Source organism: Kitasatospora sp. NEAU-69 (assembly GCF_057158765.1).
This window is the reverse complement of sequence record NZ_JBWXUE010000044.1, coordinates 1-25,844: the sequence shown is the minus strand read 5'-3', so window position 1 is coordinate 25,844 and position 25,844 is coordinate 1. Positions and strand designations below refer to the sequence as shown.

Below are 25,844 nucleotides of genomic sequence, written 5' to 3'. Positions count from 1 at the left end.
GGCTCACCGGTCCCTGTGCGCGGTCAGCTCGGCCAACGCCCGCAGCTCGGCCAGCGCCCGTAGGTCGACCGCCCCCGCCGGGTCGCCCGACACCTCGCCGAGCCAGGCGTCCGCCGCGACGAGTTCCGCTTCGGCCCGTTCGAGCGCCCAGCGGCGCCCTCCGGCCGCCTCGACCAACTCGGCGATCCTGGCCACGCCTTCGCCGTCGGGCGGCTCGTCGCGGTGGTAGAGCTCGGCGAGCCGCCGGCCGGCATCGGTGTCCGAACAGAGCGCCGCGACCACCGGCAGGGACTTCTTGCGACTGCGCAGGTCCGCGCCGACCGGTTTGCCCGTCAACTCCGGGTCACCCCAGATGCCCAGCAGGTCGTCACGGAGCTGGAACGCGAGTCCGAGGTGCTCGCCGAAGATCCGCAGCGCCTCGACGCGCGACGGCTCCGCGGCCGCGAACACGCCGCCCAGTGCGCAGGCGCACCCGATCAGCGAGGCGGTCTTGCCCGCCGCCGTCAGGCACGCCTGGTCCAGGGTCACGTCCCGGCGCCGTTCGAAGGACACGTCGGCCGCTTGCCCCTCGCAGAGCCGCCGGCAGGTCGCGGCCAACTGGCCGACCGCCGCGACGGAGCACTCCGGAGGGCCTTCGGCGAGTACCCGGAATGCCGCGGTCAGCAGCGCGTCGCCGGCCAGGATCGCCTCCGGCACGCCGAAGACCGTCCACGCGGTGGGTCGGTGGCGGCGGGTGCGGTCGCCGTCCATCACGTCGTCGTGCAGCAGGGAGAAGTTGTGCACCAGCTCCACGGCGACCGCCGCCGGCACGGAGAGCCCCTCGTCCCCGCCGACCGCCCGCGCGGAGCACAGCGCCAGTGCCGGGCGCACCGCCTTGCCCGCGCGGCCGCTCTCCGGCACGCCGGCGGCGTTCCACCAGCCGAGGTGGTAGCCGGCGATCCGCCGGATCGGCGTGGGCAAGTCGTCCACCACCGCGCGCAGCGCCGGATCCACCAGTGTGCGAGTCCGCGCGAGGAACTCCGCTGCCTTCTGCCTCCGCTCGGCGATGTCGACCGGCGCCCTTCCCATGCCCACCAGCCTCCCTCGTCGAGTGGTGCACGCCCTTTCGCGCCCACACGGTGTCCTGTCTGACGAGTAGGCACTCTCGGCCGCCGGTTCGCCCAGGGGACGGAACCGGGGAGGTGTTTCATCTCCCGTCGTGTTTCACCGCGCACGTGCGACGCTGCCGGGACCAAACCCGAAGCCGGGCAGCCTCGGGTGCCGGACCGTCAGGCGCTGTGCGGGATGCCGTTCGTGCTGCACACCGGCACCCAGTGGGAGCACCTGCCCCAGGAGCTCGACTTCGGCTCGGGCATGACCTGTGGCGGCACCTGGCGGCCCGGGTAGCTGGCACAACCTTTCAAGGCGTAGGCATGTAGAACGGGGGAAGCTCAACTCCCGTGCCGGCGTGCAGCCGTGCCATGTCCTGTCGATCCTTGTTCGCGGCTTCGTAGCCGAGGTGGCACTGCACCTGCGTTGCCGCATCGACACACGGGGACCTGGCGACCGCCGATGGTCCCGGTTACCGGCGCCGGGTAGTGGAACCGTTCACCGCCCGGGAGAAGCTGCTGTCCACCTTCGCTGGGGGAGCCGAGGATGGGGTGCAGGTCGATCTCCCGGCCTGCACTGTCCGCGACGGCCAGCGCAGTGGGAAGCCAGTCCCGCAAGACCTCCGTGAATCCGTCTTCGACCAGCGCCTCCTGCACTAGGCCGAGCTGGTCTAGCAGCACAACCAGGTCGAGATCCGAATGGCTTCGGGTCGTCTCCCCGATCAGGGCGTCTACACCCCAGCCGCCGTCCACCCAGGCCACCGCCCCTGCGCTCTTGAGCAGGTCCAGCACTTCGAGCACATCGGATTCATTCAGCACCAGGGCACTCTGACAGCGCAGACGAGCTGTCACCACCGAGATACCCGACGGTTCGGCGCCATTAGTCACCGACTACTGCCCAGTTGCAACCAGCGCACTTCCCGGCTCACCCGTCCGATCAACGAGCACCGTGATCGGCACGACAACGGCTTCTAGCACGAGTTGGCGGCCGTACCTAACCGCCGATCCTGCGGATCCTCTTCCCACCCGCACCTCTGGAGCACGCCCGTGACCTGCCGAAGAAGACCACCTGTCCCGGTCAGCCCTGTCCGCCTGAACCCCCTGGATGTGCCATGTCCGACCCGACCACGGGCACCCCCGAGCCCGAACCGATCCGCATACCCGACGAGGACCTCGACGACCTCGCCAGCACCCTCGCGCGCACCATCGCCGAGGTCCGCCAGCACGGCGTCATCCTCGACCGCCTCGGCTCCGACCCCGAATCGCCCACCGTACCGGGCACCGATGAGCCGGACGTGGAGCCCAGCGCGCCCGAACCCGAGGGCCCGGCCTCGGTGTTCATCCTCGCGATGGGCGGCGCAGAGTATGCCGCCGAACTGGCCGCGCTCAGCAACTGGGTGACCCACATTCTCCTGCCGACCTACGGCCGGGAGATCAGCTCCGGCCGTCCCTGGTGCGCGCGCTGGCACGAGCACCCTGAGGCCGTTGCCCGGCTCCACGCCCTGTGGCTCGCGTGGCAGCAGCTGACCGACGCCGAGGCCGGCCTCAGCGGGCCCTCGACGTGGCACCGCGATCACCTCGACCACACCCTTCTGCAACTTCGGTCCCCGGATGGCCCGTTCGCCGCATGCACCACCAGCCCGGGCCGGCCCAACCACCGCGTCCTGTCCACCCCGGCCCCGGCACCCGAGCAGTTCGGACTGACCGCATGAACCGCGAACCCAGCTTCGAACTCGACGACTTCGCGCCACCGGACGCGGTCTCCGCACAAAAGGGCACTCCGGCCGCGAGCTGGACCCAGGTGACGATTTCCCGGAGGTCGCTGTGACCAGGACCACGGGCGCCAAGTTCGCCTTCGCCGCTCACCCCGACGCCATCGCCGACCTGCGAGAACTGCCCGCCGCCATACGCGACCAGGCCCTGCTCCACCTTCAGGACCTCGTCCACGGAGAACGAGTCGCCAAGCGTCTGGAGGGCCGACTCGAAGGCTTCCACAAGGTCTACCTCGGTGTCGGCAGCGAGTTCGCCACCCACCGGCTCGTCGTGCAGTTCCGGGATGCTCCGGCCGACTCCAAGCACCGGCGTGAGGTGTACCTCGTCGCTGCCGGCGCCCGGCTCGACTACGCGGTCTACCGCTCGGCCCAGATGCGCCTCAACCGCACCGGACTCAACGTGGCTGCCGGCGCCGACCCGGCCGAGGAAGCCCGCGTCCAGGCCGCCCGCTACCGCTCCGTGCGCCCCACTCCGCACCGGGGCACCACGCCCGCCTACAGCACCGCTATGCCCGGCTTCGCCGCCGCCACCGCTTCCCGAAGGGCCCATTGATGACCACCAGCGCCACACCCAGCCGCTCCGATCTCGCGGGGTGGCTCACCGAGGCGGCCCAGGCCGTCTCCGGGATCCTCACCGCCGAATACCCCACCCCGGCAGGCCGCTCCTACCTTCACCCCGTCCTGGGCCCGCTCGCCGCCGGCCCCCGGGTGGTGAGCGACCTGAACCTCCGCCTGGAAGACCTCTTCGACGAGCCGCTGCCGGCCACACCGATCAGTCTGTTCGCCCTCGCCTCCTACGCTTCCGCGCTGGGCTGGCTCACCGAATCCCTCGCCGAACTGACCACGGCGGTGGACACGATCTGCACCCGCGCCGGCATCCCCGCCCTGACGCCCGCAACCGCCGAAGCCGCGCTCAACCCGGAGGAGGACGAGGGCCTCGACTACTCCTTCAACACGCTGGAGCTGGCTGCCATCCACAGCGCCGCCGACGCGGCCGGGATGACACCCGGCGTCTACGTCGAGGTGCTCACCGACGCACTGCGGGCCGCCGCCGCCATCACCGACGCCTGCATGGAGATCAGCAGCGGCCTGATCGAGGACGCCCAGTACGTCTTCGCCGAGGCGACCAACGACGTTCGGATCGGCGAGGGCCCCGGCAGCCTCCCCACCCTGGTCCGCTCCCTGCTGGCCCGGATGGAGGCAGCAGAGTGAACCCGCACAACCCCACGGAGCGCCCCGGGGCGTACCTGGTCGCCAGGCGTCTGGGTGTCACCAATGCCGGCGCCCTGGCGGTCCTGCACCCGCACGGCAACCGCCTGCGGCCGGTCGCCGAAGCCGTCAACGAGCTTGCCGGCAAAGCAGACGAGCTGAACGCCAAGCTCTTCGACCACGTCCGCTCGACCCTCAGCACCCTGGAAGAAGTCACCCGGCACGACGGCGCCCAACCCTCAGCGACCTACGAGCGCCTGCGGGACTCCTCCCTTCGCGTCGACCTCCTCGCGCTCCAGTGCCACCACGCGTACGCCCATCTGGGCCGACAGCGCGATACCTACGACGAGGCTCTGCGGGCCGATCACCGCCACGCAGGGGAATGGATGCTGTCCGCGGCGCACGACGATCCCGAACAACGTGCTGACGCCTGGTGGACGGCTCCGATTCAGAAGCGCGAAGCGCTGCTGACGATCGAACGTGGCGGCTTCCGCCTCCACGAGCACCCCGGCACCGGAAGCCTCTCTCTGCGCAACGACTCCGACATCCACCACTACCTCGGGCACGACACCGTCGAGTGGCTTCAGGAGGAGCAGCTCGTCACTGCCGACACTGCCTTCTCCACCTATGAGGGCCGGCCGATCTCACTCACGCAGCGCGGTCGGGCCACCGTCCAGGCGGTTAGTGCGGTGCAGAACCTCCTCGCGGCCACCCCGCTCGCCGCACCGGCCGAACCTTCGGCAGACCTCGGGCTGCCGCCAGGTCGGCCGCGCGCCGCCGACCTCCCCTCCCCCGCTCACCAGCGGGCGCTAGCGGAGATCGCTGGAGGCAAGGTCCGGCTACGGCTGTCCGGCATGAACGGCAGCATCTTCGTCTCCACCGCCTCGCACGCGCACATCACCTATCCCACCGTGCAGGCGATGGACCGCAGGGGCTGGGTCCACCGGGACGTGCGTACCTCCCTCTTCGTCGGCCAGCAGCTGTCCCTCACACCGGACGGCGAGGTGGCTCTGCGGGCTGCGCAGACAGCCTCCTCCCGGGTGTCCGCCGCGCTCCACCGCAGCAGCACTGGTCCCGCTGCCAACTCAACTCCCGTGGCCACGCCGGCTGCTGACCGAGCGCCCCAGTCCTCCGTCCACTCCCGAACCCGTTAACCGGAGCACGGCCATGTCCTCCCCGTCGATGACCTCCGCCTCTGCGACGACCACCGGCGTCGATCCGCAGCGCGTCGAGAACGCACTCCAGCAGCTCGCCCCGAAGTGGACCACCGCCTTCGTCCACACCCTCGCCAAGTACGGGCCGCAGATGCGCGTACGCGACCTCAGGCACTACTTCCCGTCGATCGGTCAGCCGTCCATCAGCAGGCGGCTGGCCGCCATGAAGGATGCCGAACTGGTGGCCCATGAGGCCGAGTTCGATCCGATGGCGCCCTACCGGCTCACCCGTCGGGCGCTCACCCTGGGCCCGGTGTACCGCGCCGTGGCCCAGTGGTCCTCGGACCACGTCGACCGAGGGCCCCGAGGGCGGCCCGAGCGAATCGAGGACGCCCTGCGCCTCCTTCGGCCGGTCAACACCACGAAGGTCGTCCAGCTGCTGGCCGAGAACGACAGCATGCGCTTCACCCACATCGCCGAAGCCGCCGGCGTGTACGAGCAGCTGCTGACGCCCCGCCTCGCCCGGCTCCAAGCCGATGGCCTGGTCATCCGTGCCGGCGACCGCCACGGCGCCCCGTACGCCCTCACCGGTGCCGGACGGTCGCTCGGGCCGGTCTACGCGGCCGTGCAGCGCTGGGAGGACCGCAACACACCCGCGCCAACTACGTCGGCGCCGACCGCCGTTCGAACCCTCAGCGGCCCGGCGAACGGTGCGGACGGCCTCCGAACCGCGGCGGCACTTCGGCGCACAGCAGTGCCGGCTGCTCTGTTCAGCCACTCCGCACAGCCGCACCCGCGCGTACCCGCCGCCACGGCCCCCGGTCCCGCTCGCGGCCGGTGAACTCCGTGACCCTACGGCCCAGACCCGGCCGCAGCCCTCCCCGGGCTCGCGCGCCCCCAGGCCCCCGTCATGGATAGCGCGCGAGCCCGCTCCCCGATCACCGCCAGGAGCGCCCGTGCCCACCCTCGCCTCCCTCCCGCCCGAGACCGCCCTGCTCGTCAGCCCGGTCCACCTCGCCGGTCCCGGCGACTCGCGCCTGATCACCGATCCGCTGGACGCCTCAGCGGACTGGGACAAGGCCACGACACCCGCCGGTGTCCTCTACGTCAGCACCTGCCGGCGCGTCCACATCGCCCACCTGCCCGACAGCGAGCACGGGGGCTGGGCCGTACGCGGCCACCACGCACCGTCCGCCGAGCCCCTCTGGGGAGCCACCTTCGGCCACGGCACACCGGCCGAGATCACCGCCGCCTTCACCACCGCCCTGGTCGACGGCCTGCGCAGCAACCCCCGCTACTACTACAGCGGCGGTGTACGCCAGCCATCCGGCAGCCCGGCCGCCGTCCTGGACGACCGCGGCTGGCAGCCGACCCCGGCCAAGGGGTACCACGACCAGGTCTCCCCCGACGGCCGTGCCGCCTACCGCCACCGGCTGGGCTGGCAACCGCACGAGGCCGAGCTGGACGGCGCGGCCCCGGGCTCCTGGGCCATGGCCGGCGGTATCCACGAGGCCCGATGGCAGGCGGAGTTCACCATCAGCGTCCCCTTCTACCCCCTCACCCGCGCCGCACTCGCGCTCAGCAGTGCCGAGCCCGTGAAGCGGCGTCTCGGCGAGATCCCCCCGCGCTGCCTGCCCCACCTCACCGCGCGACCCGCCGCTGCCCCAGCCCAGCCACGGCGCCCTGCCGTCCGGCCCCCGGCCGCTCCTGGCACCCCGCCACCCGCAGCAGCCCCAGCCATGGCCGCGCGGCGCCGCTGACCCTTCCCGAGAGGTACCTCATGCCTGCACCTGCCTTTGCTCGGCCCCGCGAGTACAGGGTCGAGCCGCGCTTCCTCGCCGGCCCCACCCACACCGGCGACCCCGGACTTCAGCCGCTGCTCGACGCCGGCTGGGCGACCAGCATGGACGAGCTGGGCAGCGTGTTCATCAACTCCCCCGACCAGAAGCTCCGCCTGGGACTACAACCCGACGCCGAGTTCGGCGAACTCTGGTCGATCAGCGCGCACTCGCACGCCTTCGCGCCGCCCGATTGGCTGGTCACCTTCGACTCCTACACACCGCCCGAGATCGTCGGCGACTTCACGACCGTCCTCGCCACCTCTCACGCCCAAGGTCCCGACGCGTTCCTCTCCGGCACCGCCAGCACCGGGACGGCTGCGTCCGACCCGCTCCTGCAGGCCGGCTGGCACATGGACCCCGGCCCACCTGATCTCGCCTTCCGCTCCCCCGACAACCTCGTCACACTGCACCGGCGGCTCGGGCACCTGCGGCACGAGGCCGAGATGTACGGCAACACGGAACGCTGGCTGCTCGAGGTCGGACCTCCCGGTCACCGCTGGTACGCCACCGCGTCCTCCCACGTCCCCGACCAGCTCCTCGGCGCGCTCACCGCCGCCGCTACCAACCCTGCCCCGGTCAACCGCTACTGGCGACCCGCCGACCTGGACCACCTTCCCGCCCAAGCCACCGCGACACCAACGGCGCTCAGCCCGCTGGAGGTGGCACGCATCCAGGCCGCCACCGCCCGCTCGACCACCACACGCCGCCCCGCCACCGTGCTCGCCTACACCACAACCAGCCGTCCGCCCGCCCCGCAGCCAGCCCTGGCCGGGCGCACCCGCTGACTCCGCCCCCACGATCTGAAAGGCCATCCGGTGTCCGACGCCACCGCTCTCGACCACGCGAACGCGATGATCGAACGGGCCTGGGGCCAGCCCGTCGAGGTCCTCGACCGGCGGGCTGTCCGCAGTCCCGGTGATGACCCGCTCCTGACCTCGGTGATGCACACCCGCGACGATCTCTCACGCACCGACTGCGACGTCCGAACCTTCCGGGACCGCCTTCACGCGCTCACCCGGCCCGACCGCGTCGTGGAGTTCTACAACCTCAACCGGATCACCGAGACGGCGACCGACCTACGGGTGGCCCACGCCGAGTGCAACACAGCGCTCCGGTCGATCCGCCACGTCATCGACGCCCGGGAAGCCGCGCTCAAGGCGGGCGCCGACCCGAGGGCCGCCCTCGTCCAGGCTGCCACCGCCCGCTCCACGCAGGCGCCACGCCACCTCGGGACGCCGCCCCGCCAGCCAACCCCGCCGACCGGGACCGGCACCGCTTCCCCCGGCCTGCCCCGCAGGTAGGCCGCTCAGTCCCCGGCCACGTCGCGGTGGGCGCCCGGATCAACGGCGCCCACCGCGCGGGCCAGCTCCTCCAGCGTCATCTCCACCCGCAGGCCGTCCGCCACGCGCGACTCGGCCGCGCGCTCCTGTGCGAACTCGGCAGCGGTCTTCGTCCGCACCGCCCACTGCCCGTCAGCGATCATCACGATGTCGCCCATCGTCAACGGCCGTCCCGCCGCCCGGGTCTTGCGCTCCAGCGCCGCGCCCTCCCGGCCTCTGCTTCGCTCCACCACGGTCGTCCCCCTTCAACCCTGTTCAGCCGCATACCGCGACCACCTTGCAGCAAGCGAGTACGCCGATCCATTCCCGCTCCGACCTCCCGGCACCGACCGTCGCGGTCCAGTTCGCCCACGGCAGACCGGCAACCCCCGGAAACGACTACGTAGTTCGGCATGCCGCATGCCAACGTACGGGTGTCGGGAAAACCGCAGGTCAACGAAGGGATCGCCCCACATGAACACCTCCAGCAGCCTCCTGCCCGCCCCTGTCCACCCCACCGTCGAGGACCGCTCCTGGCTCTCCTCCGACCACTGCGCGGGGCCCGTGCTCGAGCTGCTCGGCTCGCTCGGCTGGCCGGTCGTCGCCACCCCGGAGGCCAACATCCACATCACCAGCCCGGACGGGCGGATGTACGTCGGTTGGCTGCCGGAGGACCCGGGCGCCTGGCAGCGCGGCGTCGTCTGGCAGGTGCGGGTCCAGCCCGGTGACGCCCCCGCGTGGACCCAGGAGTTCGGCCTCCACACCCCGTCCGAGGCCGTCGCCGGATTCCTCACCGCGCTGATCGCCGTCCCCACCCGCTGACCCAAGTCTCCCGACGCGCGGACGTCCCAACCACGGCCACTCCGCCTCGACGACCCCGTCGCACACGGCATCGAACGCAACAGCGTCGGCATCACCGTGATCAACCCGCTCATCAACTGCGCGACGCCTTCAGCCTCTCCGTGATCCCGCGACCCGCCGAGGAGCCGGAGATCGGCTTGCCCAGAGCGTCCGGCGGCGTGCTCCCCTGCCGCAAGCACCTCGACATCGCCGCACCGGCGCACGCCGCCGAACCCCACACCCCTCCGAAAGGACCCCACCCTTGAAGCTGACCGTCGACCTCAACCGCATCCCCGGCCCGACCATCGCCTTGGCCGGCCTGATCGACGCCTGCTCAGGCCAGGCGAACCCCACCACCTTCGCGGTCAGCCTCTGCCTGACCGCCAGCGGCCTGCTGCTCGCCCTCGACGACGTCCACGAACGGTCCCTGCGCCGCGACCGGAAGGTCATCGCCCACATCGCCAAGCTGCCCGACGGAGCCCGCGTGCACCAGATCGGCACCGCGCTGAGCCTGGAGGACCGCTATGTCGTCAGGTCGCTCGACCGCCTCACCGCCGACGGGCTCGTGGTCCACGAAACCGAGGGCGAGTCGCTGCCGATGCGCACCTACCGGCTGGCCGACTGACCCCCGCCGCCCCCCAACTTCCCTCCCATCCAAGCCCCTTGGAGAACCTTCATGCCCGAGCACCTCACCGTCAGCCACCTGCTCGCCCAGCTTCAGCATGTCGACCCGAACCTACGCCTACGGCTGGCCGTGAACCCCGACTGGCCATTCGCCCACTACATCGGCACGGACGTCATCGTGCGCGACGGCATGGCGTTCATCGCCGAGGACGGCCAGGAGGGCTACCTGCCGGCCTCCGTCCGCGAGGAACTCGCCTGGTCCTGACCACCATCGCCTCGGTCCCGAAGAAGGAGCAGCACATCACCTCCCACGCCGACCTCAGAACGCCCCGTCCACTCGACCACCTCGCCGTACGACCGATGCCGCCCGGGGTCCGCGGCGCCCTCGTCCACCGCGCCCCCACCTCACCTGAGCAGCCCATCAACGTCTTGTGGCTGCCCGCTGACGCCCCGTGCCTCCCCCACGGCCGCATCAGCCTGCGCTGGGAACCGGCCGCCGGCGCGGGCTGGGACGTCACCGCCCGTCTCGGCCTGGCCACCACCGAGGTCCACCTCGCCACCTGGCGCGCCGCCCCCGACGACTGGCCCCGCCTCGTCCACCCAACGGTCCACGAGGTCACCGGCCTTTGCTCCGCCCTCGCCGTCGCCACCGCCGCACTCAACCTCGCCAACCGCCTCGCCGAGTCCTGACCACCACCAGCAGAAGGCCGCCCCCGCGCCGATCCGGCAGGGGCGGCCTTGCCGTGCATCCACTCCCTCGGGCAGCACGTAGCCTCGTCACCGAGCAACCGAGGGGGACACCATGGCCGACGACCAGCAACTCTGGGGCTACCCACAGGTCGCCGCTCACCTGGGCATCAGCATCGGGGCTGCCCGCAGCCGCAAGAGCCGGGGCGCACTCCCCGCCCCCCGACGACGACACCATCCCGGACCGACCCCGCTGGAAGCCCTCCACCTTCCAGAACTGGAAGCCGGTCAGCCGAGGCTTCCGCAGCGACCTCCACAGCACTCCCAAGCCAGAGAGCCCCACACCGAGCTGACCTTCGAGCAAGGCCGGACGGTAGAAGGGAAGCCCCCTGCCCATGACCGACCGCCTCGGCCGACGACTCACCGTGCTCCTCGCCTGCTGCTGCCACGCGGCCCTCGGCGCCGCCGTCGCAATCATCGCGGCGACCCGCGACGCCTACGCGGTACCGCGCTCGGGCTGCCCGCCACCGGCGGCAGCGCGCTCAGCGCCCACCGCCTCGTGCGGGCAGTCGACATGCGGACCGACCAACTCATCCCTCAGCGCCTCCAACAAGCCCCAGCACTTGGCACCGCCGCCCTGGCCGCTGGTGGGCGACGATTCGAAAGACGCCATGGGACGGTAGGTGATTTGTCCGCAAGGGACCTTGCGTACCTCGCGTGGGTCGGCTGGCACTACCGTCACCTCGCGCGGCTCCTCGGGAAGCCCTGCCAAAGCGATCACCGGTGTGGTTGGCTCATCTCGGCACAGTTGAGACAGGCATACGAAAGGGGCGGGACGTGGCAGACCCGGAGCAGGAATTCAGGGAGACCTTCGCACAGGAGATGGCGGACCTCATCGCGAACCCGCTCCTCACTGTCGAAGACGTCCGGGGCGCCCTCCTGGGTATCGCCGAAAAGCTGGGCACCGCCGAGGATGTGGCCAAGGACTACTTCGAGGGTGTAGTGGAGCAAATCAACAAGGGCGGGGACCGCAAGGTCATCGCCGAGGAATTCAAGCAGGCCCTCCTCGCGCTCTGACACACGCCAGTTGCCGCCGGACGGGACAGCAGTCCGGCACGGGGATGGGCGGGCGGGCCACTGCGACCCGACCGCCCCTCTCTGCTTCAGCACGTCGGCCGTGCGCGCGGACTGCGAGTCGATCGGCCCCGCGCTCGGGTCGGCATTCCTGCCGTCGCGATGCAACACCGCTCGTTATGCCGGCGGAGAGCACTTATTCCTGGAGCGTCGTATTGGTCTGGCAGCCCCCGGGAGAAGTTCACCCACCAACTCCCAATATCTCCTGGCCAGTCAGACAGCCGCTCTCGGCCCCGACCAGCCAGCCGTCTGCATCGACACGCTCCGCAAGGTCCTTCCCAAGGGCGTGGCGCTGGACGGCCTGCATAAGGACCAGCCTCCCAACGAGGCGAGTGCGCCGACCCACTGAGGTTGGCGCGACTCTTCGGCATCACGGAACAGACCGCCATGCGCTACGTCGCCGCCTACCCGGAGCGCATCGCCAAGCTGCCGCGGTGGCGCAGCTCCTGGCGGCCGAACTCGCCTGTGGGACCACCGCTTGGGGTCCGATCCGCGGCCAGATAGCATAGAGCGACCTGACGGCTAGTCAGATCTACCGGCCCTGTCGCGCAACCTGCGCGAGGCAGCCTTTCACCCCGGGAGTTCATGTGTCGACCATCAACGTGCTAGCGCCTGAATTCCCCGAGTCTCAAGGGGATGGCACCCTCTTGAAGTGGATCTACCAGGTCGGTGAGCGCGTCAAGCACGACGACATCATTGTCCAGGTCGAGACCACCGATATCATCTTTGACGTGCCTGCGGGTAAGGATGGCACTCTGAAAACGGTCCTGGTGAACGACGGCACACGTGTCACCCCGCAGCAGGTCATCGCGACCATCGAGTTCTGACCGCCTCTCAACAAGGCCGGCGATTCACACGTCGCCTCAGTCCCGAACCGGGTGCCGGACCGTCTGATGTCGCCGCTGCTGCTCCAGCACGACCTGCGAAGGTACCGCATCCTGGCCCAGCTGAAGTCGGCACCCGGCCCCCTGCCAACTCTGCAGCGAACCCGGCGGCACACCTCTCGGTGCCGAACAGCCTGGATCCCGGGCTGTTCGGCACCTTCGTGGGCGTTGGAGCGGGAGGAGGAACCCGAACGGCCGCTTATACCGGCGGAGAGCACCTACGCCTGGGCTGTCGTATTCCTGGGCTCCGCGCGATGGGGGTGTGCGCTGAACCGGGGCGACGATACGGCCACATGCTCGTTGGACTGGTGAGAAGACGCCGAAAGGCAGAGACGGAGGAGCAGCGTGAGTTCGTTCACCCCTCCCGTGCCGCCGAGCTTTCGTGAGGCCAGCGGCCGGGTCCGGCTGGCGAAGGTGGTCACCGAGGTGATGTCGCCGGCCTATCTGGCGACCGTGTTGGTGGTGCTGACCGGATGGCGGAGCGCAGGGGTGCGGGGGCTCGGCTGGGGGGTGTTCGCGGCTGTGTTCATCGGTGCGATTCCCGTCGCCGTGGTTCGGCTGGGCGTGCGCGGCGGGTGCCTGAGCGACCGCAACATCCGCGTGCGGCGGCAGAGAATCCTTCCCCTGCTCGCGAGTGTGGCGTCGGTGCTGGTGTGTCTCGTGGTCTGCCGGGTGTGGGGGGCACCGGGCGGGGTGCTGGCCGTGGCTGCCGCGGTCCTGGCGGGTCTGCTGGTCGGCGTCGTACTCACCGTCTGGTGGCAGGTGTCGGGGCACACCGGGCTCGCGAGCGCCGCGGTGCTGATCGTCGTACAGCTCTACGGGTCGATCTCGTTCCCGCTGTTTGCCCTGGTGCTGGTCAGCGGCTGGGCTCGCTGGGTACTGAGGGCGCACACCGTGCCCCAACTGTGCGGGGGCGTCGCTGTGGGGGCCGTGGCGGCAGCCGTTTTCGCTCTGCTGCGCTGATTCCCGTTGCGATCGCGCCAAGCCTGCCGCTTCAGTCGGCTGCGGCGAACGGATGACTTCCGCTGCGAGGCCCTGGCCAGACTCGTTGAATCCGTCAGATGCCTGGTTTCCGCGAGCGTGACAAGTGCTCCTCCCGGCACGCGGATGGGTGATGGGCATGGATTCGAGGTCGCTAGGGGTGGGCACAGCGACAGGCGTCGCCCCGCTGGCCTTCGGTGAGCTCTACGCTCGTCTGGACCGGCTGGCGGCGGCCCACGCCGCCCCGCCCGCAGACCTGGCGAGGCCCGTCCCTCTCCCCTCGGCCCTGACGCAGGCCACGGCGCCCGGCTACCGCTTCGCACGGCAGCTTGACAGCGCGGGCATCGACGACCCGCAGCTGCGGGCTGCGTTCGCCCTGTGCAGGGCGTGGACGTGCCGGTTCAGTACGTCGATGAAGTACGGAATCAAGCTGGCGGCCCCAGCGAGCCGCCCCCACCTCTACAGCATCTACGCCTTCGCCCGGTACACCGACGAGATCATCGACGGCTCGGCCCCCCTCCCGGCGAAGCTGGCCGAGCTGCGCCGCTGGACCGACGACGTACGGGCCGGTGTGACCACGGGCCGCGCCCAAGCCCCGATCCTGCGGGCCCTGCTGCACACCATGGACACCCGCGGCCTGCCGCTGACGGATCTGACGGCCTTCCTCAAGGCCATGTTCAACGACGTCGACACCACCGCACGGTTCGAGACGTTCACCGACCTCCAGGACTACATCCGGGGCTGCACAGTCGTGCCGATCCTGCTGCTCATGCGGGCCCAGCAGCCACTGGACCGGCAGGCCGTCGACTGCGTCACCACTGTCTGCCTGGCCGCGCATCTCGCCGGGCAGATCCGCGACGTCCACGACGACGCACGCGCCGGCCAGCTCTCTTTCGCCGAGGAGGAGCTCCGCGCGTTCCAGGTCACGCCCACAGACCTTCGACGCACGGCCGCCACCCCCGAGGTCCGGGACCTGATCCGGTTCCAGACGGACCGCGCTGCACAGCTCTGCGCCCAGGGCCGGAGCGGGCTGGGAGCCTTGGAACAGCCCGCCCGCCGGGTTGCCGCCACGATCCTGGCCATGACGGAATTCACCATCCGCCGCATCCGCCGAGCCGATCACGAGGTCCTCGACGGGGGCATGGGCATCAGCCGCGCCCGCAAGCTCGCAACCGTGGCCTCGGTCTACCTGCGGCACCGAATCCCGGATGGTGGCCTGCAGAGTGGTGTCGGTGGCAGTCATGGTGCCCCCTGTTTGAGGCTGCCCGGAGTCGGCGACCGGTCTGGCCGGGTCCCCGCCGACCACGAGTGATCTTGCCATGACTGGCCGTCAGGGGGCGTCCCCGATGGTGGCCACACCCCGGTGGCTGCCCGCTGCACGCGGGTTCCCACTATGGCCGACGACGGATTCCGGTCACACGGAGGCGCCGAGCGGTGGCCCGCTACGACGGGCTTCGAGGTAGCCCGTCCAGTCCCGGCCGCCGCGCTTGCCCCAGTAGACCGCCGTGGTGATGTGCAGGTCGAGCAGTTCGCTGACCACCGGCGCCGGGAGGTCCTGGGCGAGGGTGAGGGCCGCGGTGTTCCGGGCGGCTCGGACCTCGATACCGTGGGCGACGAGCCGCTCGCCGAGCCGGTGGGCGCTGACTGGGCGGCCGGGCAGCGCTCCCGGGAACAGCCACTCGCGGGCGTCTGTGCCATCGTGATGCCGAGTCAGCTGGCGGGGGCGGCTGAGCGCCTGGGTGCTCACCAGTCGGGCGAGGGCCGGCGGCAGCGGAGCAGGCTGGCCTCCGAAGGAGACAAACGCCTGATCTCCGGCGTGGGTGAAGTCCCGCAAGGCCAGTCGCGCGATGCGGGTCACCTTGGCACCGAAGAGCAGTAGCAGCGCGCCGGCGACCCGGACGTCGTCGGGGAGGCCCTGGTCGTGGACGCACCGGTGCAGCAGCTCCACGTGGAGGTCCTCGTCGAGGAACGTCACCGCCTGGCTGTTGGGCATCGTGGGGACGCTGAGTTCGCTGCTGAGCTTGTGGCGGGCGGTCCAGCGCAGGAAGTCGCGCAGCCGCAGGCGGGTGGTCGTCCCTTCGGTAAGCCACCGGTCGACGTCGTGCTGGCCGGCCCGGTCGAGGGTAAGTGGCTGTTCACGGCGTTCACCGGGAGTGAGGACCACCGTCGCGGGCTGGTGCTCGATGGGGCCTGGCTGCGGCGATGGGCGACTGCCTGGCGGTTCGACGGTGACCAGGTCGTCTGGCCGGTGCGGGACTTGGCGTCGGTGCCGGTGCTGGAGTCGCAGCCGGTCCGCCAGCTCACCTGGCGGGCGAGGCACCGGCACCGGGCTGGAGTCCATGGTCTCGACCGGCCGGCAGCACGGGTTCGAATCGCTGGAGGAGCGGGACCTGCTTCAGGCACTGGACTTCGTGCAGGTCCGGGAGGTGCTTCCGCAGTCGTTCCGCCTCGATATCACCTCACCCTCCGTAGTCACGACTGCGAAGGCCGCCAACCCAGCAGTTCCAGAAACCGCCAACTACCACTTCCAAATCGTGCAACCACCTGCACGGACTGCAGATTCAGCCGCCAACTACGCCTTCCAGTCACACCTCGGCCGATCCCCCGGTAAAGTCCCAGCACACCACCATGCGCAGCGCATGCCGGATGTTGCATCCGATGCAATACCGCGCATTAGTCCAGGTAGAGCCCTGCGAAGATCCCGTCGTACCCGAGGGCTACCCGCGCCTCGTCGAGTGTGGGGTAGTACGTCCAGCTCGGGTCGACGAGCATGTCGTCGAAGTCCTTGCGGGTGATCTCCGGTTCGAGCCATTCGTTCGCGCAGCGGCAACGGATCCAGACTCGGCGGCCGTGGTTGATCAGCAGCCAGTCGCGCTGGCCACGGCAGGCTGAGCAGATCACTGGGATGCCCTGCATCGCCAGCTCGTGCGGGCACTGCGCGCAGCGGACGGCACTCGGTCCGCCGGGCGGCTGTGTCTCGTACTGCAGTTGGAGCAGTGGGTCACTGCCGGCCGGTGGCGGGGTGATGGGTGCGGTGGGGGCGGTGTGGGGCTTCTCGGTGGTTCTGGGCACGGGTTCTCCGTTCGTGGTGCTGGTTCTTGCGTAACAGTCGGTGGAGCTAGGTGTCGAGGGGTTTCCGGGGGTACTGGCCGGCGGTCAGCGGCGTGGTGTCGGGCGGCGGGTGTCGGTGGCAGGTCGGGGGGACGGCGGTGTGGTGCGGATGCCGGTCCGGGCGGGTGCGGCCTTGGTCCGGGCGGTGCCGGCTACCGGCACGGCGGGTTGCCCGGGGATGGCGGGGAGGTCGGCGATGCGGCGGATGCGCCATACGAGGACGTCGGTGGTGCTGCGCGCGGTGTCGAGTTCGCGCCAGGAGGCGGCTTCCTCCAGGAGGGCCTTGGGGTCGTGGCCGGCCTTCTCGGCTTCGGCGAGGGTGGCGGCCAGGGCGTCGTGCTCGGGAGTGGTGCCGGTGCGGGTGCTTGGCTCGCCGAGGGCGGTGCGGATGGTGGTTTCGTGGCGGCGGCGTTCAGGCTCGGGGAGGGCTCGGCCGTTCTCACGCATCGTCCGCATGGGGGTGTTGGCGGCCTGCCGGTAGGCGGCGCGCAGGTGGTGGGCGGCCTTGCTGGAGGCGGCGGCCTGCTGGGCGTGGCCCCGGGCGGAGTGCCAGCGGGCAGCCGCCAGTGCGAGCAGGACGAGTGTGGAGACGACCATGGCGGTGGTGCCACCGTCCTCTCCCTTTCCAAGTGCACTGCCAGCGTGGACGATTCCGCGGGCTGCCGATCGAAGAGCACGGATGTCGGCGCTCTCCGCACGGACGTGGCTGCGGGTGGCTCGCTCGAAGGCGCGAGCTGCGGCTCGTAGTTCGGCGCGGGTGGCGGTCGGAGAGGTCTGGGCGAGGGCGTCGAGGAGTTCGCCGGCTCCGATGAGCTGCGCGGCGGCCTCGTCGTCGTCCTCGTCGAGCACGGCGACGACGTGGTCCGCGATGCCGGCGGCCTCGCGTCGGACCCTGGCGGGAGCGGACCAGCCAGTGCGTACCGACGAGGTTCGGGGCTTCGTGGTGTCAGCGGGTCCGTCGGCCAGGCGGCGGCGGATCCGTGGCAGGGAGAGGTCGGGGGCGAGTTTGGATCCGGAGAACCAGATGGGCTCGTCGCTGGCGTTGCGGTCGCCGGGCAGGGCGACGTTGTAGCCGAGGATGTCGCCCGACGGGGCGGGCCGCAGCTTGACCCTCAGGCCGGCCGCGCGGAGGCGGGTGAAGAACTCGTCTTCGGTGGCGGCTCCGGCGACGGCCTGGCGGACGGCTTCGCGCAGCCTCTCGCGTGGGGTCTCGGTGTGGCCGGTTCGCTCGGCTTTCCAGCGTTCCTGACTGGTCGGGGCCTGGGCGGCGGTGCCGTCGCCGGGGTTGAGCTGGCGCAGGCCGTACTCCTTCTCGATGAGGCGGGCTTCGGCTTGGGCCTTGGGGCGGTCGAAGCTGAGGTTGGCGAGGCGGCCGTCCTGGCGCACCAGGGTGGCGGCGATGTGGATGTGGTCGGGTGCGTGGCGGACGACGATCCAGCGGCAGGCGGCGGTGTCGCCTTCGGGGGCGATGCCGGTGACGTGGACGATGCGGCGGGCGATGACGGCCCATTCGGCGTCGTCGAGATGGCGGTCGCCGGGGGCGGTACGGACCGAGCAGTGCCAGAGTTTGGCGGCCGGTGCGCGGTCGCCGATGGCCTGGACCGGCTGGTCGAGTTGATTGGCGAGCTTGGCGACCTCGTGAGGTTCGGGGTTGGGGCCCGGGTCGGGGGCGAAGTCGTTCCAGGAGGCGACGAGGTGCTGGTGGGTGTGTTCTTCGTGCTTGCCGGGGCCGAAGAGGTAGTCGATGAGGGGGAAGCTGCGGTCGGTGCCGATGCGGATCTTGGGGATCACCGGCGGACCATCCAGGCCACCGCCTCGTCGACCGCGTCGATGGAGGCTTCGACGCGGGCCATCAGGTGTCGAAGGCCGGAGCCTGGCTGGCCGCCGGCGTTGACGTAGTGGGCGAGCTGGTTCAGGTTGTTGCCGACGGCGCCGAGCTGGCGGTTGGACTCCATGAGTTCCTGGATGCCGCGCCGGTAGTCGGCGACAGCGGCGGTCGGGTCGGTGCTGGTGGCCGCGGCGATGGCGGCGGCGGCCGTGTAGCCGCCGGGGGCGAGTTCGGCTTGGTGGGCGGCGTGCTGAAGGAGCGTCCACTCGGTGTCGCTGAAGCGGGGGCAGAGGCGGTTGGTGCGCGGCGTGCTCTGGCGAAGGCGGCGGTGGGTGGCTGCGCGGACGGCTTCGGCGGTCGGCTGCTGCTGCGGTTCCTCCCTTGTGGTCGGCACCCCTGGGCCGACTCCCCGGTTGGTGGCAGGCCCCCCTGGGTCTGCCACCAACCGGGGTGCCTCCGCCCCCTTCGGGGTGGGGGCGGGGTAAGGACTCCTTACCCCATAACTTGCTCCGCCAGGAGGCTGATCGCGGTCACTGTCCGGTCCCGGGGTGGTTGCGGCCTGGCCGGTGCCGGTCATCGGGTCGTCTCCGTGTCCCGCTGCTGGATGTCGCGGACGAGGTCCTCGATCCAGTCGATGGCCAGGACCGGGTGGTGGAGGGTCCAGGGGCGGGTGTGCCGGCCTCGTTGGACGGTCCGGGTGCCGTCGGAGCCGGTTTCGACGTGGTGGAGGTGTCCGCGCTGGTGCAGGACGGTCAGCCAGGAGTCCGCCTCGGTCCAGGTGGCGGGGGTGGTGCGCATGGCGGGGGCTCCTGTTCGGTGGTGTGCGGGGCGGGTGACCGGCCGGGGTGACCTGTCCTGTCACCCCGGCCGCTCGGTTGTGGTCAGTTCTGGTTGGCGGTGACCGGCTGGCCGTGCTGTTCGCGGAGCTGGGCCATCAGCTGGGTCAGGGTGTCGCTGGACAGCGGGATCCTCTGACCGCGGATCGCCTCGGCGACCACCTTGCGGGTCAGCTTGTCCTCTGCCCTGACCGCATCGCGGGCGATCTCCAGCAGTTCCTCGGTGTCCGGGTCAGCGCGCCGGTCACCGCTGTCCCGGTCAGCCGGGTCGGTGCCCTGCGGCCGCGTGACCGAAGCCCTGACCGGCTGACCTGCGGGACCTGCGATGCTGACCGACTGGCCAGTGCCCGGCCGCACCTTGGCCGGTCGGTCACTGACCGCCGAGGCACTGTCCGGCTGACCGCCCAGGTCAGCGCGGTCGGTCGCCCTGACCGGCTTGGCCAAGGTCAGCCTCGGCCGGTCAGTAGGTGCGGTGACCCAACCGCTGACCGGCTGACCGGCGCCGGGGTGACCGGCGGTCACCTTCGTGCTGTCCGTACCGCCGGTGAGCGCGGTCACCGGGTTGTCCCGGTCAGCGGGAGCAGTGACCTGACCGAGGTCACCCCGGTCACCCGGGCTGACCTGGTCAGTACTGGTGGCCGTGCCCCGGGCGATGAGGATGTAGAGGTGGACGGCGCCGGCCAGGGCGAGCGGGGCGATGGTGGACAGGACTGCCACCACCACGTCGCTCAGCCGCAGGCCGCCGGTCGTCGCGCTCTGCTGGTTGAGCCTGACCGCGTGCAGGGCGTTCGCCCACAGGCTCGCGGCGGTCGCCGCGCCGAACAGCGTCCAGCAGTAGGCCCGTGCGGGCAGTGGCGCGTAGCGCATCACCAGCAGGGCACGCACCCCGTAGGCGATGAACCCGTCGATCACGAGCGGGAAGATGAAGGTGAGCAGGCCCCGGACGTGGATGGCGACGGCCATCTGCTGCAGTGCGTCGTACGACAGCGCGCATCCGGCGGTGCCGAGGACGATCACGACGGCCCGGTCCCAGCCGGTGACGCGTGCAGTGCCGGGTGCGGTGGCGGTGGCGGTGCTCATGCCGCCGTCCCGAAGTCGTCGCGCTCCAGGTGGTCCTGGGCAGTCCGGGACCGCTTGCCGGCCCTAGCCGCCTGCTGCAGCTCCCGGTTGCGGATGGCTCGGCGGGTCTGGCGCAGGAGCTTCAGCGCGTGCTCCTCGGTGATCTTCAGGAGCCAGGCGAGTCGCTCGACCGTGACGCCCTGGCGGTGCCCGGCGAGGACCACGGCGCGGCGCTCGGCCTTGGTGAGGTGGATGTCGCGCCCGGCGAGAGTGGCGTTGACGCGGGCGTAGTCCAGGCGCTTTGCGATCTTCTCGTGCAGGGGGGCTCGTTCCTCCTGGGTAAGGCCTCCCCGGATGCCGTGGGTCTCGTTGCCTTCAAGCGCGGCGTCGAGGCAGGCGAGGCGGACGGGGCACTGGCCGCACAGCGACAGGGCGGTGGTGATCTTCTCGGTCTCGTCGGGCTCGGGGAAGAAGGTCTCCGGGTCGACGGGGTTGTACTCGCTGGGGTGGCAGACGGCCTGGTCCTGCCAGGTGTGGTCGCCGAGCGACCGGTAGCGGGCAGGGCTGGTCGTGGTGGTCATGCGGGGTTGCTCCGATCGCTCTCCGCGTGCGGCGGCGTCGGCGGAGAGGTGCGCTTGTCGGTGAAGGGTGAGGCGGCGCGCCGGGGGCGCGGCCGAGGCAGCGGCGGGTCAGGCGGCGCGCTGGAGGCGTCTGCGGTCGACCGGCTCGAACTCGACCCGTGTGGTCATCTGCCGCAGGCGTGAGGCGACGCGGTCGCCGAGGTAGGCGCGGAGTTCACCGATCGCCAGGTTCGTGGTGATCAGGGTCGGCAGGCAGTGGTTGTACCGGCGGTTGATCAGCCGATAGGTCTGCTCTTCGACGAACTCGCTGGACTTGGCGGCGCCGAGGTCGTCGAGGATCAGCAGCGGCACCCGACTGTAGGCCGCCAGCACCTGCTCGCTGTCCGTGCCGGCGCTGGGCCGAAGCTCGGCGTAAAGGTCGGCGGCAGTGGTCGCGCGCCAGCGCACGCCGATGCCGGCCTGCACCAGTGCGCGGACCGCGCCGTACGCCTGGTGCGTCTTCCCCGCCCCGACCACCCCGGCCATCAGCAGGCTCGGGCCAGTGGTGAGCTGTCGGCGGGCGCCGATGCTCGGGGCGACGGCCTGGTCGGCGACCTGCCGTACCCAGGCCAGGACCTGCGGGTGCGTTGCGACCGCGTCTCGGTAGCGCGGCGGCATCCCGGCGGACAGGGCCTGCAGCGGCGAGTAAGGCTCGGCGTCGGCGGGCTGGGCGTTGACGGTGGCCTGGTCGATGCCCCGGGCAGCGAGGATTCGGGCCATCCGGTCGAGCACCGTGGTGCTGTCGGCGAGGGTCTGCGGGTCGCGGCTACGGCGCATCACAGCTCCTCGGCGTAGGCGCTGGCGGCGTCGACCGGGTTGGTCCATGCCTGGTGGGCGGGCACGTTAGGCCGGAATCCCGGCCGGGCCAAACCGCCTGACCGTGCGTTCATGGCGTCGTTGACCAGGCTCGGCAGCCGGGAAGGGTGGCCCTGGAGCTCAGTGAATCGCCGCAGCCCGGCTCGGACGTGCTCCGGCGCGATGCCCTCAGCGAGCAGGGTCTTGATGACCTTGCCGAGGTGGCCGATCACGCTCCCCGGCGGGCGCTCGGCGCAGGCGGCGACGTACTCGCGGATGAGCTGGTTGACCGTGACGGTGGCGGCGGGCGCCTCGCGCCCCGTAGGGAAAGAAGATCCAGGATCCAAGATCCTAGATCCAGGCGCCGAGGGCTCCGGGAGGCTTCGGGGAGCCCTCGGGGAGGCTTCGGCGAAGGCTGCCTGACCTGCGGTTTTCTTCGGCCTGCCGACCGGCTCCCGGCCGAGGTCGAGCAGGCTGTCCGGCGCGGCGTCGGTGGCGGGCAAGGCCGGTGCGGGATGGGCTGACGAGGGCTCGACGGGCCGTTCGAGGGCTCCCGAGGCGTTCGCCGAACTCTCGTCGAATCCTCGGGGAGGGTTCGACGAGACTGCCCCGGCGCGGAGGGGATCCGTGGGGGAAGCGGCGGCCCGCTGGGTGCACGGGCCCTTGCAGGGGCCGCACCGCTCCGGCGCGCAGTGCGGGCAGGAGGGCAGTCGGGACAGGCTCGGCTTGTCGATCTTCTGGTGGCGGTCCCAGGTGATGTAGTGCAGGTAGCGCTTGCCGTCGCAGCCGGTGTAACGGTGGATCAGGCCCGACCGCTCCATCTGCATGAGGTGGCCTTCGACGTCGACCGGCGTCTGGTCAGCGCGCACCACCCAGAGCTTGCCGTAGATGATCGCCGCGTGGTCCTTGTGGCGGCCTCGGTCGTCGCACTCGGTGGCCAGGCCGAAGAAGGTGCGCTCGGCGTAGATGGTCAGCTCGGCGAGCGTCTCGGAGGTGTACGCCTCCGGCTTGACCGGTCGGATCCGCGACATGTCAGCGCCCCCGGCCGGAGGATGCGAGGTCGCTACCGCCGGTGAGGTTGCCGGTCGTGAGGTCAAGCGTGTGCGCCCGGGTCCAGTCGGCGGCCGGCCAGACCCGCAGGATCCAGCGGGCCGCCACCTTGGCAGCGGTGCGGCTCAGCGCTATCGGCTTCCGGGCGGCGTCGGTCGCCCTCGCGTGGGGCTCCGGCCACCGCTTGGCCGGGTCGGTGTGGCTGACGCGGATGCTGGCTGCGCCAGGGACCATGTCGGCGAGGTAGATGGCGAGCCGGTGCTGACGGTCGCCGTCCGGGCAGGCCAAGGTTCCGCTCACTGCGGTGAGCATGCGATACTCCGTTGTTTGCAGGAGCGCGATGCGGCGGTTCTCGTCCAAAAGCCCCGCCGCTCGCGAGTTGTGAATTGGCACCCTTCGGGGCGCTGCCCCGGCGTCCAGGAGTTGGTAGCTCCGGGGCGCCGGTCTCATTTGTCAACGGCCATTGAGATGCCCAGGTGGGTGGCCGTTGGGTGTCCAGGCTGGTGGCCATCAGATGCCCAGGTGGGTGGCCAGTGGTGTTCCTGGGGTGGGGGTCAGTTCAAGGGGACCACTCCCTTCCCGGCGAGGGCCTCGGCGAGGCGGTGTGAGTCGCCAGTGGTGGTCACGAGGTGAGCGTGGTGCATGAGGCGGTCGGTGCTGGCGCCGGCGAGAGTCTTGGGCATGATCGTGTCGAAGCCTGAGGGGTGAATGTTGCTGGTCACCGCGATGGACCGGCGTTCGTAGGCAGCGTCGATGATCCGGTAGAACGCCTCGGCGGCGTCCTCGCCGACCGGCAGCAGGCCGATGTCGTCGATGACGATGAGGTCCGCGCGGCAGATCCGGGCGACGGTCCGGGCGGTGGACCCGTCGACCTTCGACTTCCCGATCGCGGCGCTCAGCGTCTCCAGGGTGAACCAGGACACCCGCAGGTCCTTCTCGATCGCGGCCTGGGCCAGGCCCTCGGTGAAGTGGCTCTTGCCCGTCCCCGACGGGCCGGCGATCACCAAATTCTCGGCGCGGCCGATCCACTCCAGGGTGATCAGGGAGTTCTGGGTGGGTTCGGGGATGGTGGAGTCCTCGGCCCGCCAGGAGCCCAGGGTTTTGCCGGTGGGGAAGTTCGCCGAGTGGCGGCGAAGGCGCCGGGTGGCCGCGTCGCGGCCGGTGACCTCCTCGGCTATCAGCAGCCGCAGGACCTCGGCGGGGTCCCAACGCTGGGCTCGGGCGGTGGCCAGGACGTCCGGGGCCGCTTTGCGCATGTAGGGCAGGCGCATGCGGCGCATGAGTTTGTCGAGTTCCTCGGGGATGGCGGGCGGGCTGGGAAAGCTCATGGGGGTGCCGTTCTCTTGGGTGACGTGCAGTCAGAATGCTGTGGTGGGCGGCGTGTTGGCTCAGCGGCCCAGGGCCTGCCAGCCGATGGTTCCGTTCTGGACGGAGTGGGCCTCGTCCGCGCGCACGACCTCGCCGGCGGGCTTGCTGTCCGCGATGTGTCCCAGGATCGAGAGCAGGTCGTCGTCGGCGAAGCGCCCGGCCGTGGCCGCCAGACCGAGGGCCTGGTCGACTTTGTCGTTGCCCAGGACAGTGGCCAGCTCGACCGCGCGGGCCATCTTGGCGCGGATGCGGATCGCGCCGGCGGGTCCGGCCTCCTTGAGCCAGCGCCCGGCCCCGGGCCCGATGCCCACGAACGCGATCTCCGCCTCCGAGCGCGGCCGCAGCCGCGGCTGGTGAACGCTGCGGCCGTCCGGGTGGTCGGGATAGTGCGCGTCGATGATCTGCGGAACACCCGGGGTGGACAGCTGGTGGCGCCAGATCTCCGACAGGTCCCCGGATTCGGTGCGGGCGGTGATGGAGAGTTCCTCGCCGACGACCCGGCACCACACCCTCGCGCCGGTATAGCCCGGCGGGGTCGAGTAGCGCACCGAGTTGAAGCTGATCGTGCGGTCCGAGCCGACCAGCCTCTCCTCGCCCAGCGCGAGCGCGAGCGGCTCGATGGGCAGGACGTGCAGGGTGGTGCGCTCCACGTCCAGGCGGCTCGCGGGTATCTGCCCGGTCGCCCGGTGACGACGGGAGTTCACCTGCTCGCACCAGGTGCGGCAGGCATCGGTGAGCTCGGCGAAGGAGTCGTAGGCGGGCAACAGGTTCGCATCCGTGGGCACCAGGTCGGCCTTCGCGATACGGACCGTGGCCTCCGCGCCGCCCTTCGACTCGGGGTCGTAGGGCACGCAACTGACCACCTGGCAGCCGTAATGCCGACCCGCGGCGACCATCTGTGGATGACGTACCGGGATCCCGGCGATGTGCTCGACGGTGACCGTCTTCGCGTTGTCCGTCAGTACATACGTCGGCGCCCCGCCAATCCGCCGCAACGCGGTGTCCAGGCAGGCCACCAGCGTGCCCAACGTGCAGTCCCAGACCGGGATCACGACCCGGAACCGCGACCAGGACAGCCACGCGCAGAACAGCCAGGTCCGCCGGCCGCCGATCCGCGGCCCCTCGCCCCAGTCGAACTGCAGCCACCGGCCCGGCTCGGGAATCCAGGGTCGGTACGTCCGGCGCTTGCCCGTCTTCCACGCGGTCTTCGCCGCGTTCACCGCCCGCCTCGTCGAGCGCGCACTTCCCCGGTAGCCCATCTTCACGAGCTTCTCGTGGACCACATCGGCGCGGATCGTCGCCTTCGACTGCTCGACCCACTCCTCGACCTTCTCCAGGAACGCGTCGATCATCTTCGGCCGCGGCTCTCGCTCATAAGGATTGCGCCCGCCGTCGCGGGCCTCGACATACCGCTTGACCGTCTTCGGGTCGTGCCCCGCCAAGCTCGCCGCCGACCAGACCGTCCCGGTCAGGTCGTACGCCTCAAGGATTTCCATGATCTCTCTGTCAGACTTCGTCACAGGACCTCTCCGACCGGTTCGCTGATGCTTCGCAAACACCAGCAAACCGGACGGAGGGGTCTCCTTCGATAAGGAAGCGATCAGGAACACCACAGGTCAGACGGCCATCCACCTGGAATTCCGG

Annotated in this window: 32 protein-coding genes and 1 pseudogene; 17 read left to right on the top strand and 16 right to left on the bottom strand. The window is 70.8% G+C overall.

The features are described 5' to 3' along the window. Nucleotides 1–3: 3 nt before the first annotated feature. On the bottom strand, nt 4–1,068 hold the full coding sequence (locus AC060L_RS33400; RefSeq protein WP_483802734.1) for a polyprenyl synthetase family protein: 1,065 nt from the start codon (nt 1,066–1,068) through the stop codon (nt 4–6). 189 nt (nt 1,069–1,257) lie between these two features. Between AC060L_RS33400 and AC060L_RS33395 the strand changes: the two genes are divergently transcribed. Beyond that, nucleotides 1,258–1,386, top strand: coding sequence for a hypothetical protein (locus tag AC060L_RS33395; RefSeq protein WP_483802733.1), 129 nt, complete (start codon nt 1,258–1,260; stop codon nt 1,384–1,386). A gap of 13 nt (nt 1,387–1,399) precedes the next feature. Here the strand turns inward: AC060L_RS33395 and AC060L_RS33390 are convergent, their stop codons facing one another. Next, on the bottom strand, nt 1,400–1,510 hold the full coding sequence (locus AC060L_RS33390) for a hypothetical protein (protein ID WP_483802732.1): 111 nt from the start codon (nt 1,508–1,510) through the stop codon (nt 1,400–1,402). Nucleotides 1,511–1,595: 85 nt separating this feature from the next. Beyond that, nucleotides 1,596–1,841 (bottom strand): annotated as a pseudogene (locus AC060L_RS33385) (nucleotidyltransferase domain-containing protein); the annotation flags it as partial. Nucleotides 1,842–2,200: 359 nt separating this feature from the next. On the opposite strand from AC060L_RS33385, the gene AC060L_RS33380 reads away from it, so the two are divergent. The 8 genes from AC060L_RS33380 to AC060L_RS33345 all read left to right on the top strand — a co-directional run bounded on the left by AC060L_RS33380 (nt 2,201) and on the right by AC060L_RS33345 (nt 8,365). Further along, nucleotides 2,201–2,800, top strand: coding sequence for a DUF4913 domain-containing protein (locus AC060L_RS33380; RefSeq protein WP_483802731.1), 600 nt, complete (start codon nt 2,201–2,203; stop codon nt 2,798–2,800). Between the two features lie 112 nt (nt 2,801–2,912). After that, complete coding sequence (locus AC060L_RS33375) at nt 2,913–3,413, top strand: type II toxin-antitoxin system RelE family toxin (protein WP_483802730.1); 501 nt, start codon at nt 2,913–2,915, stop codon at nt 3,411–3,413. After that, nucleotides 3,413–4,072, top strand: coding sequence for a hypothetical protein (locus AC060L_RS33370; protein ID WP_483802729.1), 660 nt, complete (start codon nt 3,413–3,415; stop codon nt 4,070–4,072). The genes AC060L_RS33375 and AC060L_RS33370 overlap by 1 nt, the downstream gene beginning before the upstream one ends. Beyond that, the gene (locus AC060L_RS33365; protein WP_483802728.1) at nt 4,069–5,223 is read left to right on the top strand and encodes a hypothetical protein; all 1,155 of its coding nucleotides are present in this window, start codon (nt 4,069–4,071) and stop codon (nt 5,221–5,223) included. Before AC060L_RS33370 ends, AC060L_RS33365 begins: the two co-directional genes overlap by 4 nt. A gap of 28 nt (nt 5,224–5,251) precedes the next feature. Continuing rightward, the gene (locus AC060L_RS33360) at nt 5,252–6,064 is read left to right on the top strand and encodes a winged helix-turn-helix transcriptional regulator (protein ID WP_483802727.1); all 813 of its coding nucleotides are present in this window, start codon (nt 5,252–5,254) and stop codon (nt 6,062–6,064) included. Nucleotides 6,065–6,179: 115 nt separating this feature from the next. Continuing rightward, nucleotides 6,180–6,983, top strand: a complete 804-nt coding sequence (locus AC060L_RS33355; protein ID WP_483802726.1) for an SPDY domain-containing protein — start codon at nt 6,180–6,182, stop codon at nt 6,981–6,983. Nucleotides 6,984–7,003: 20 nt separating this feature from the next. Next, nucleotides 7,004–7,849: an SPDY domain-containing protein gene (locus tag AC060L_RS33350; protein ID WP_483802725.1), complete on the top strand. Its 846-nt coding sequence runs from the start codon at nt 7,004–7,006 to the stop codon at nt 7,847–7,849. Nucleotides 7,850–7,879: 30 nt separating this feature from the next. Further along, on the top strand, nt 7,880–8,365 hold the full coding sequence (locus tag AC060L_RS33345; RefSeq protein ID WP_483802724.1) for a hypothetical protein: 486 nt from the start codon (nt 7,880–7,882) through the stop codon (nt 8,363–8,365). A gap of 5 nt (nt 8,366–8,370) precedes the next feature. Here AC060L_RS33345 and AC060L_RS33340 read toward each other — a convergent pair whose 3' ends face one another. Beyond that, nucleotides 8,371–8,634 carry a hypothetical protein gene (locus tag AC060L_RS33340; protein WP_483802723.1) on the bottom strand — a complete coding sequence of 88 codons (264 nt, stop codon included), beginning with the start codon at nt 8,632–8,634 and terminating at the stop codon, nt 8,371–8,373. Nucleotides 8,635–8,857: 223 nt separating this feature from the next. On the opposite strand from AC060L_RS33340, the gene AC060L_RS33335 reads away from it, so the two are divergent. The 8 genes from AC060L_RS33335 (at nt 8,858) to AC060L_RS33300 (ending at nt 14,845) form a co-directional block, all read left to right on the top strand. Then, on the top strand, nt 8,858–9,205 hold the full coding sequence (locus tag AC060L_RS33335; protein WP_483802722.1) for an SPDY domain-containing protein: 348 nt from the start codon (nt 8,858–8,860) through the stop codon (nt 9,203–9,205). Nucleotides 9,206–9,485: 280 nt separating this feature from the next. Beyond that, nucleotides 9,486–9,848 carry a hypothetical protein gene (locus AC060L_RS33330; protein WP_483802721.1) on the top strand — a complete coding sequence of 121 codons (363 nt, stop codon included), beginning with the start codon at nt 9,486–9,488 and terminating at the stop codon, nt 9,846–9,848. Nucleotides 9,849–9,899: 51 nt separating this feature from the next. Further along, entirely contained in the window at nt 9,900–10,112 is a 213-nt protein-coding gene (locus tag AC060L_RS33325) for a hypothetical protein (RefSeq protein ID WP_483802720.1), read from the top strand. Between the two features lie 95 nt (nt 10,113–10,207). After that, complete coding sequence (locus AC060L_RS33320) at nt 10,208–10,537, top strand: esterase (RefSeq protein WP_483802719.1); 330 nt, start codon at nt 10,208–10,210, stop codon at nt 10,535–10,537. 834 nt (nt 10,538–11,371) lie between these two features. Next, nucleotides 11,372–11,611: a hypothetical protein gene (locus AC060L_RS33315; protein ID WP_483802718.1), complete on the top strand. Its 240-nt coding sequence runs from the start codon at nt 11,372–11,374 to the stop codon at nt 11,609–11,611. A 644-nt stretch (nt 11,612–12,255) separates the two neighbouring features. Beyond that, a complete protein-coding gene (locus AC060L_RS33310; protein ID WP_483802717.1) occupies nt 12,256–12,495 on the top strand; it encodes a biotin/lipoyl-containing protein in 240 nt (79 codons plus the stop codon). 402 nt (nt 12,496–12,897) lie between these two features. Further along, a complete protein-coding gene (locus AC060L_RS33305; RefSeq protein ID WP_483802716.1) occupies nt 12,898–13,515 on the top strand; it encodes a hypothetical protein in 618 nt (205 codons plus the stop codon). Nucleotides 13,516–13,693: 178 nt separating this feature from the next. Then, nucleotides 13,694–14,845: a phytoene/squalene synthase family protein gene (locus AC060L_RS33300; protein WP_483802715.1), complete on the top strand. Its 1,152-nt coding sequence runs from the start codon at nt 13,694–13,696 to the stop codon at nt 14,843–14,845. A gap of 102 nt (nt 14,846–14,947) precedes the next feature. On the opposite strand, the gene AC060L_RS33295 is transcribed toward AC060L_RS33300, so the two are convergent. The 12 genes from AC060L_RS33295 to istA all read right to left on the bottom strand — a co-directional run bounded on the left by AC060L_RS33295 (nt 14,948) and on the right by istA (nt 25,696). Further along, nucleotides 14,948–15,697: a hypothetical protein gene (locus AC060L_RS33295; RefSeq protein WP_483802714.1), complete on the bottom strand. Its 750-nt coding sequence runs from the start codon at nt 15,695–15,697 to the stop codon at nt 14,948–14,950. A gap of 509 nt (nt 15,698–16,206) precedes the next feature. Continuing rightward, the gene (locus AC060L_RS33290) at nt 16,207–16,605 is read right to left on the bottom strand and encodes a hypothetical protein (RefSeq protein WP_483802713.1); all 399 of its coding nucleotides are present in this window, start codon (nt 16,603–16,605) and stop codon (nt 16,207–16,209) included. An 84-nt stretch (nt 16,606–16,689) separates the two neighbouring features. After that, nucleotides 16,690–18,435, bottom strand: a complete 1,746-nt coding sequence (locus tag AC060L_RS33285; protein WP_483802712.1) for a relaxase/mobilization nuclease domain-containing protein — start codon at nt 18,433–18,435, stop codon at nt 16,690–16,692. Further along, complete coding sequence (locus AC060L_RS33280) at nt 18,432–18,866, bottom strand: MobC family plasmid mobilization relaxosome protein (protein ID WP_483802711.1); 435 nt, start codon at nt 18,864–18,866, stop codon at nt 18,432–18,434. The genes AC060L_RS33285 and AC060L_RS33280 overlap by 4 nt, the downstream gene beginning before the upstream one ends. 179 nt (nt 18,867–19,045) lie before the next feature. After that, nucleotides 19,046–19,270 carry a hypothetical protein gene (locus AC060L_RS33275; RefSeq protein WP_483802710.1) on the bottom strand — a complete coding sequence of 75 codons (225 nt, stop codon included), beginning with the start codon at nt 19,268–19,270 and terminating at the stop codon, nt 19,046–19,048. Nucleotides 19,271–19,353: 83 nt separating this feature from the next. After that, nucleotides 19,354–20,388 (bottom strand): DUF2637 domain-containing protein, encoded by a 1,035-nt coding sequence (locus AC060L_RS33270; protein WP_483802709.1) that lies wholly within the window; start codon nt 20,386–20,388, stop codon nt 19,354–19,356. Further along, nucleotides 20,385–20,948: a WhiB family transcriptional regulator gene (locus tag AC060L_RS33265; RefSeq protein ID WP_483802708.1), complete on the bottom strand. Its 564-nt coding sequence runs from the start codon at nt 20,946–20,948 to the stop codon at nt 20,385–20,387. Before AC060L_RS33265 ends, AC060L_RS33270 begins: the two co-directional genes overlap by 4 nt. Before the next feature lie 108 nt (nt 20,949–21,056). Further along, nucleotides 21,057–21,764: an ATP-binding protein gene (locus AC060L_RS33260; RefSeq protein WP_483802707.1), complete on the bottom strand. Its 708-nt coding sequence runs from the start codon at nt 21,762–21,764 to the stop codon at nt 21,057–21,059. Then, entirely contained in the window at nt 21,764–22,813 is a 1,050-nt protein-coding gene (locus AC060L_RS33255; RefSeq protein ID WP_483802706.1) for a hypothetical protein, read from the bottom strand. The genes AC060L_RS33260 and AC060L_RS33255 overlap by 1 nt, the downstream gene beginning before the upstream one ends. A gap of 1 nt (nt 22,814) precedes the next feature. Beyond that, on the bottom strand, nt 22,815–23,144 hold the full coding sequence (locus AC060L_RS33250; protein WP_483802705.1) for a transcriptional regulator: 330 nt from the start codon (nt 23,142–23,144) through the stop codon (nt 22,815–22,817). 242 nt (nt 23,145–23,386) lie between these two features. Next, nucleotides 23,387–24,160: an IS21-like element helper ATPase IstB gene (gene istB, locus AC060L_RS33245; RefSeq protein ID WP_483799922.1), complete on the bottom strand. Its 774-nt coding sequence runs from the start codon at nt 24,158–24,160 to the stop codon at nt 23,387–23,389. Nucleotides 24,161–24,220: 60 nt separating this feature from the next. Next, the gene (gene istA / locus AC060L_RS33240; RefSeq protein ID WP_483799923.1) at nt 24,221–25,696 is read right to left on the bottom strand and encodes an IS21 family transposase; all 1,476 of its coding nucleotides are present in this window, start codon (nt 25,694–25,696) and stop codon (nt 24,221–24,223) included. Nucleotides 25,697–25,844: the final 148 nt, after the last annotated feature.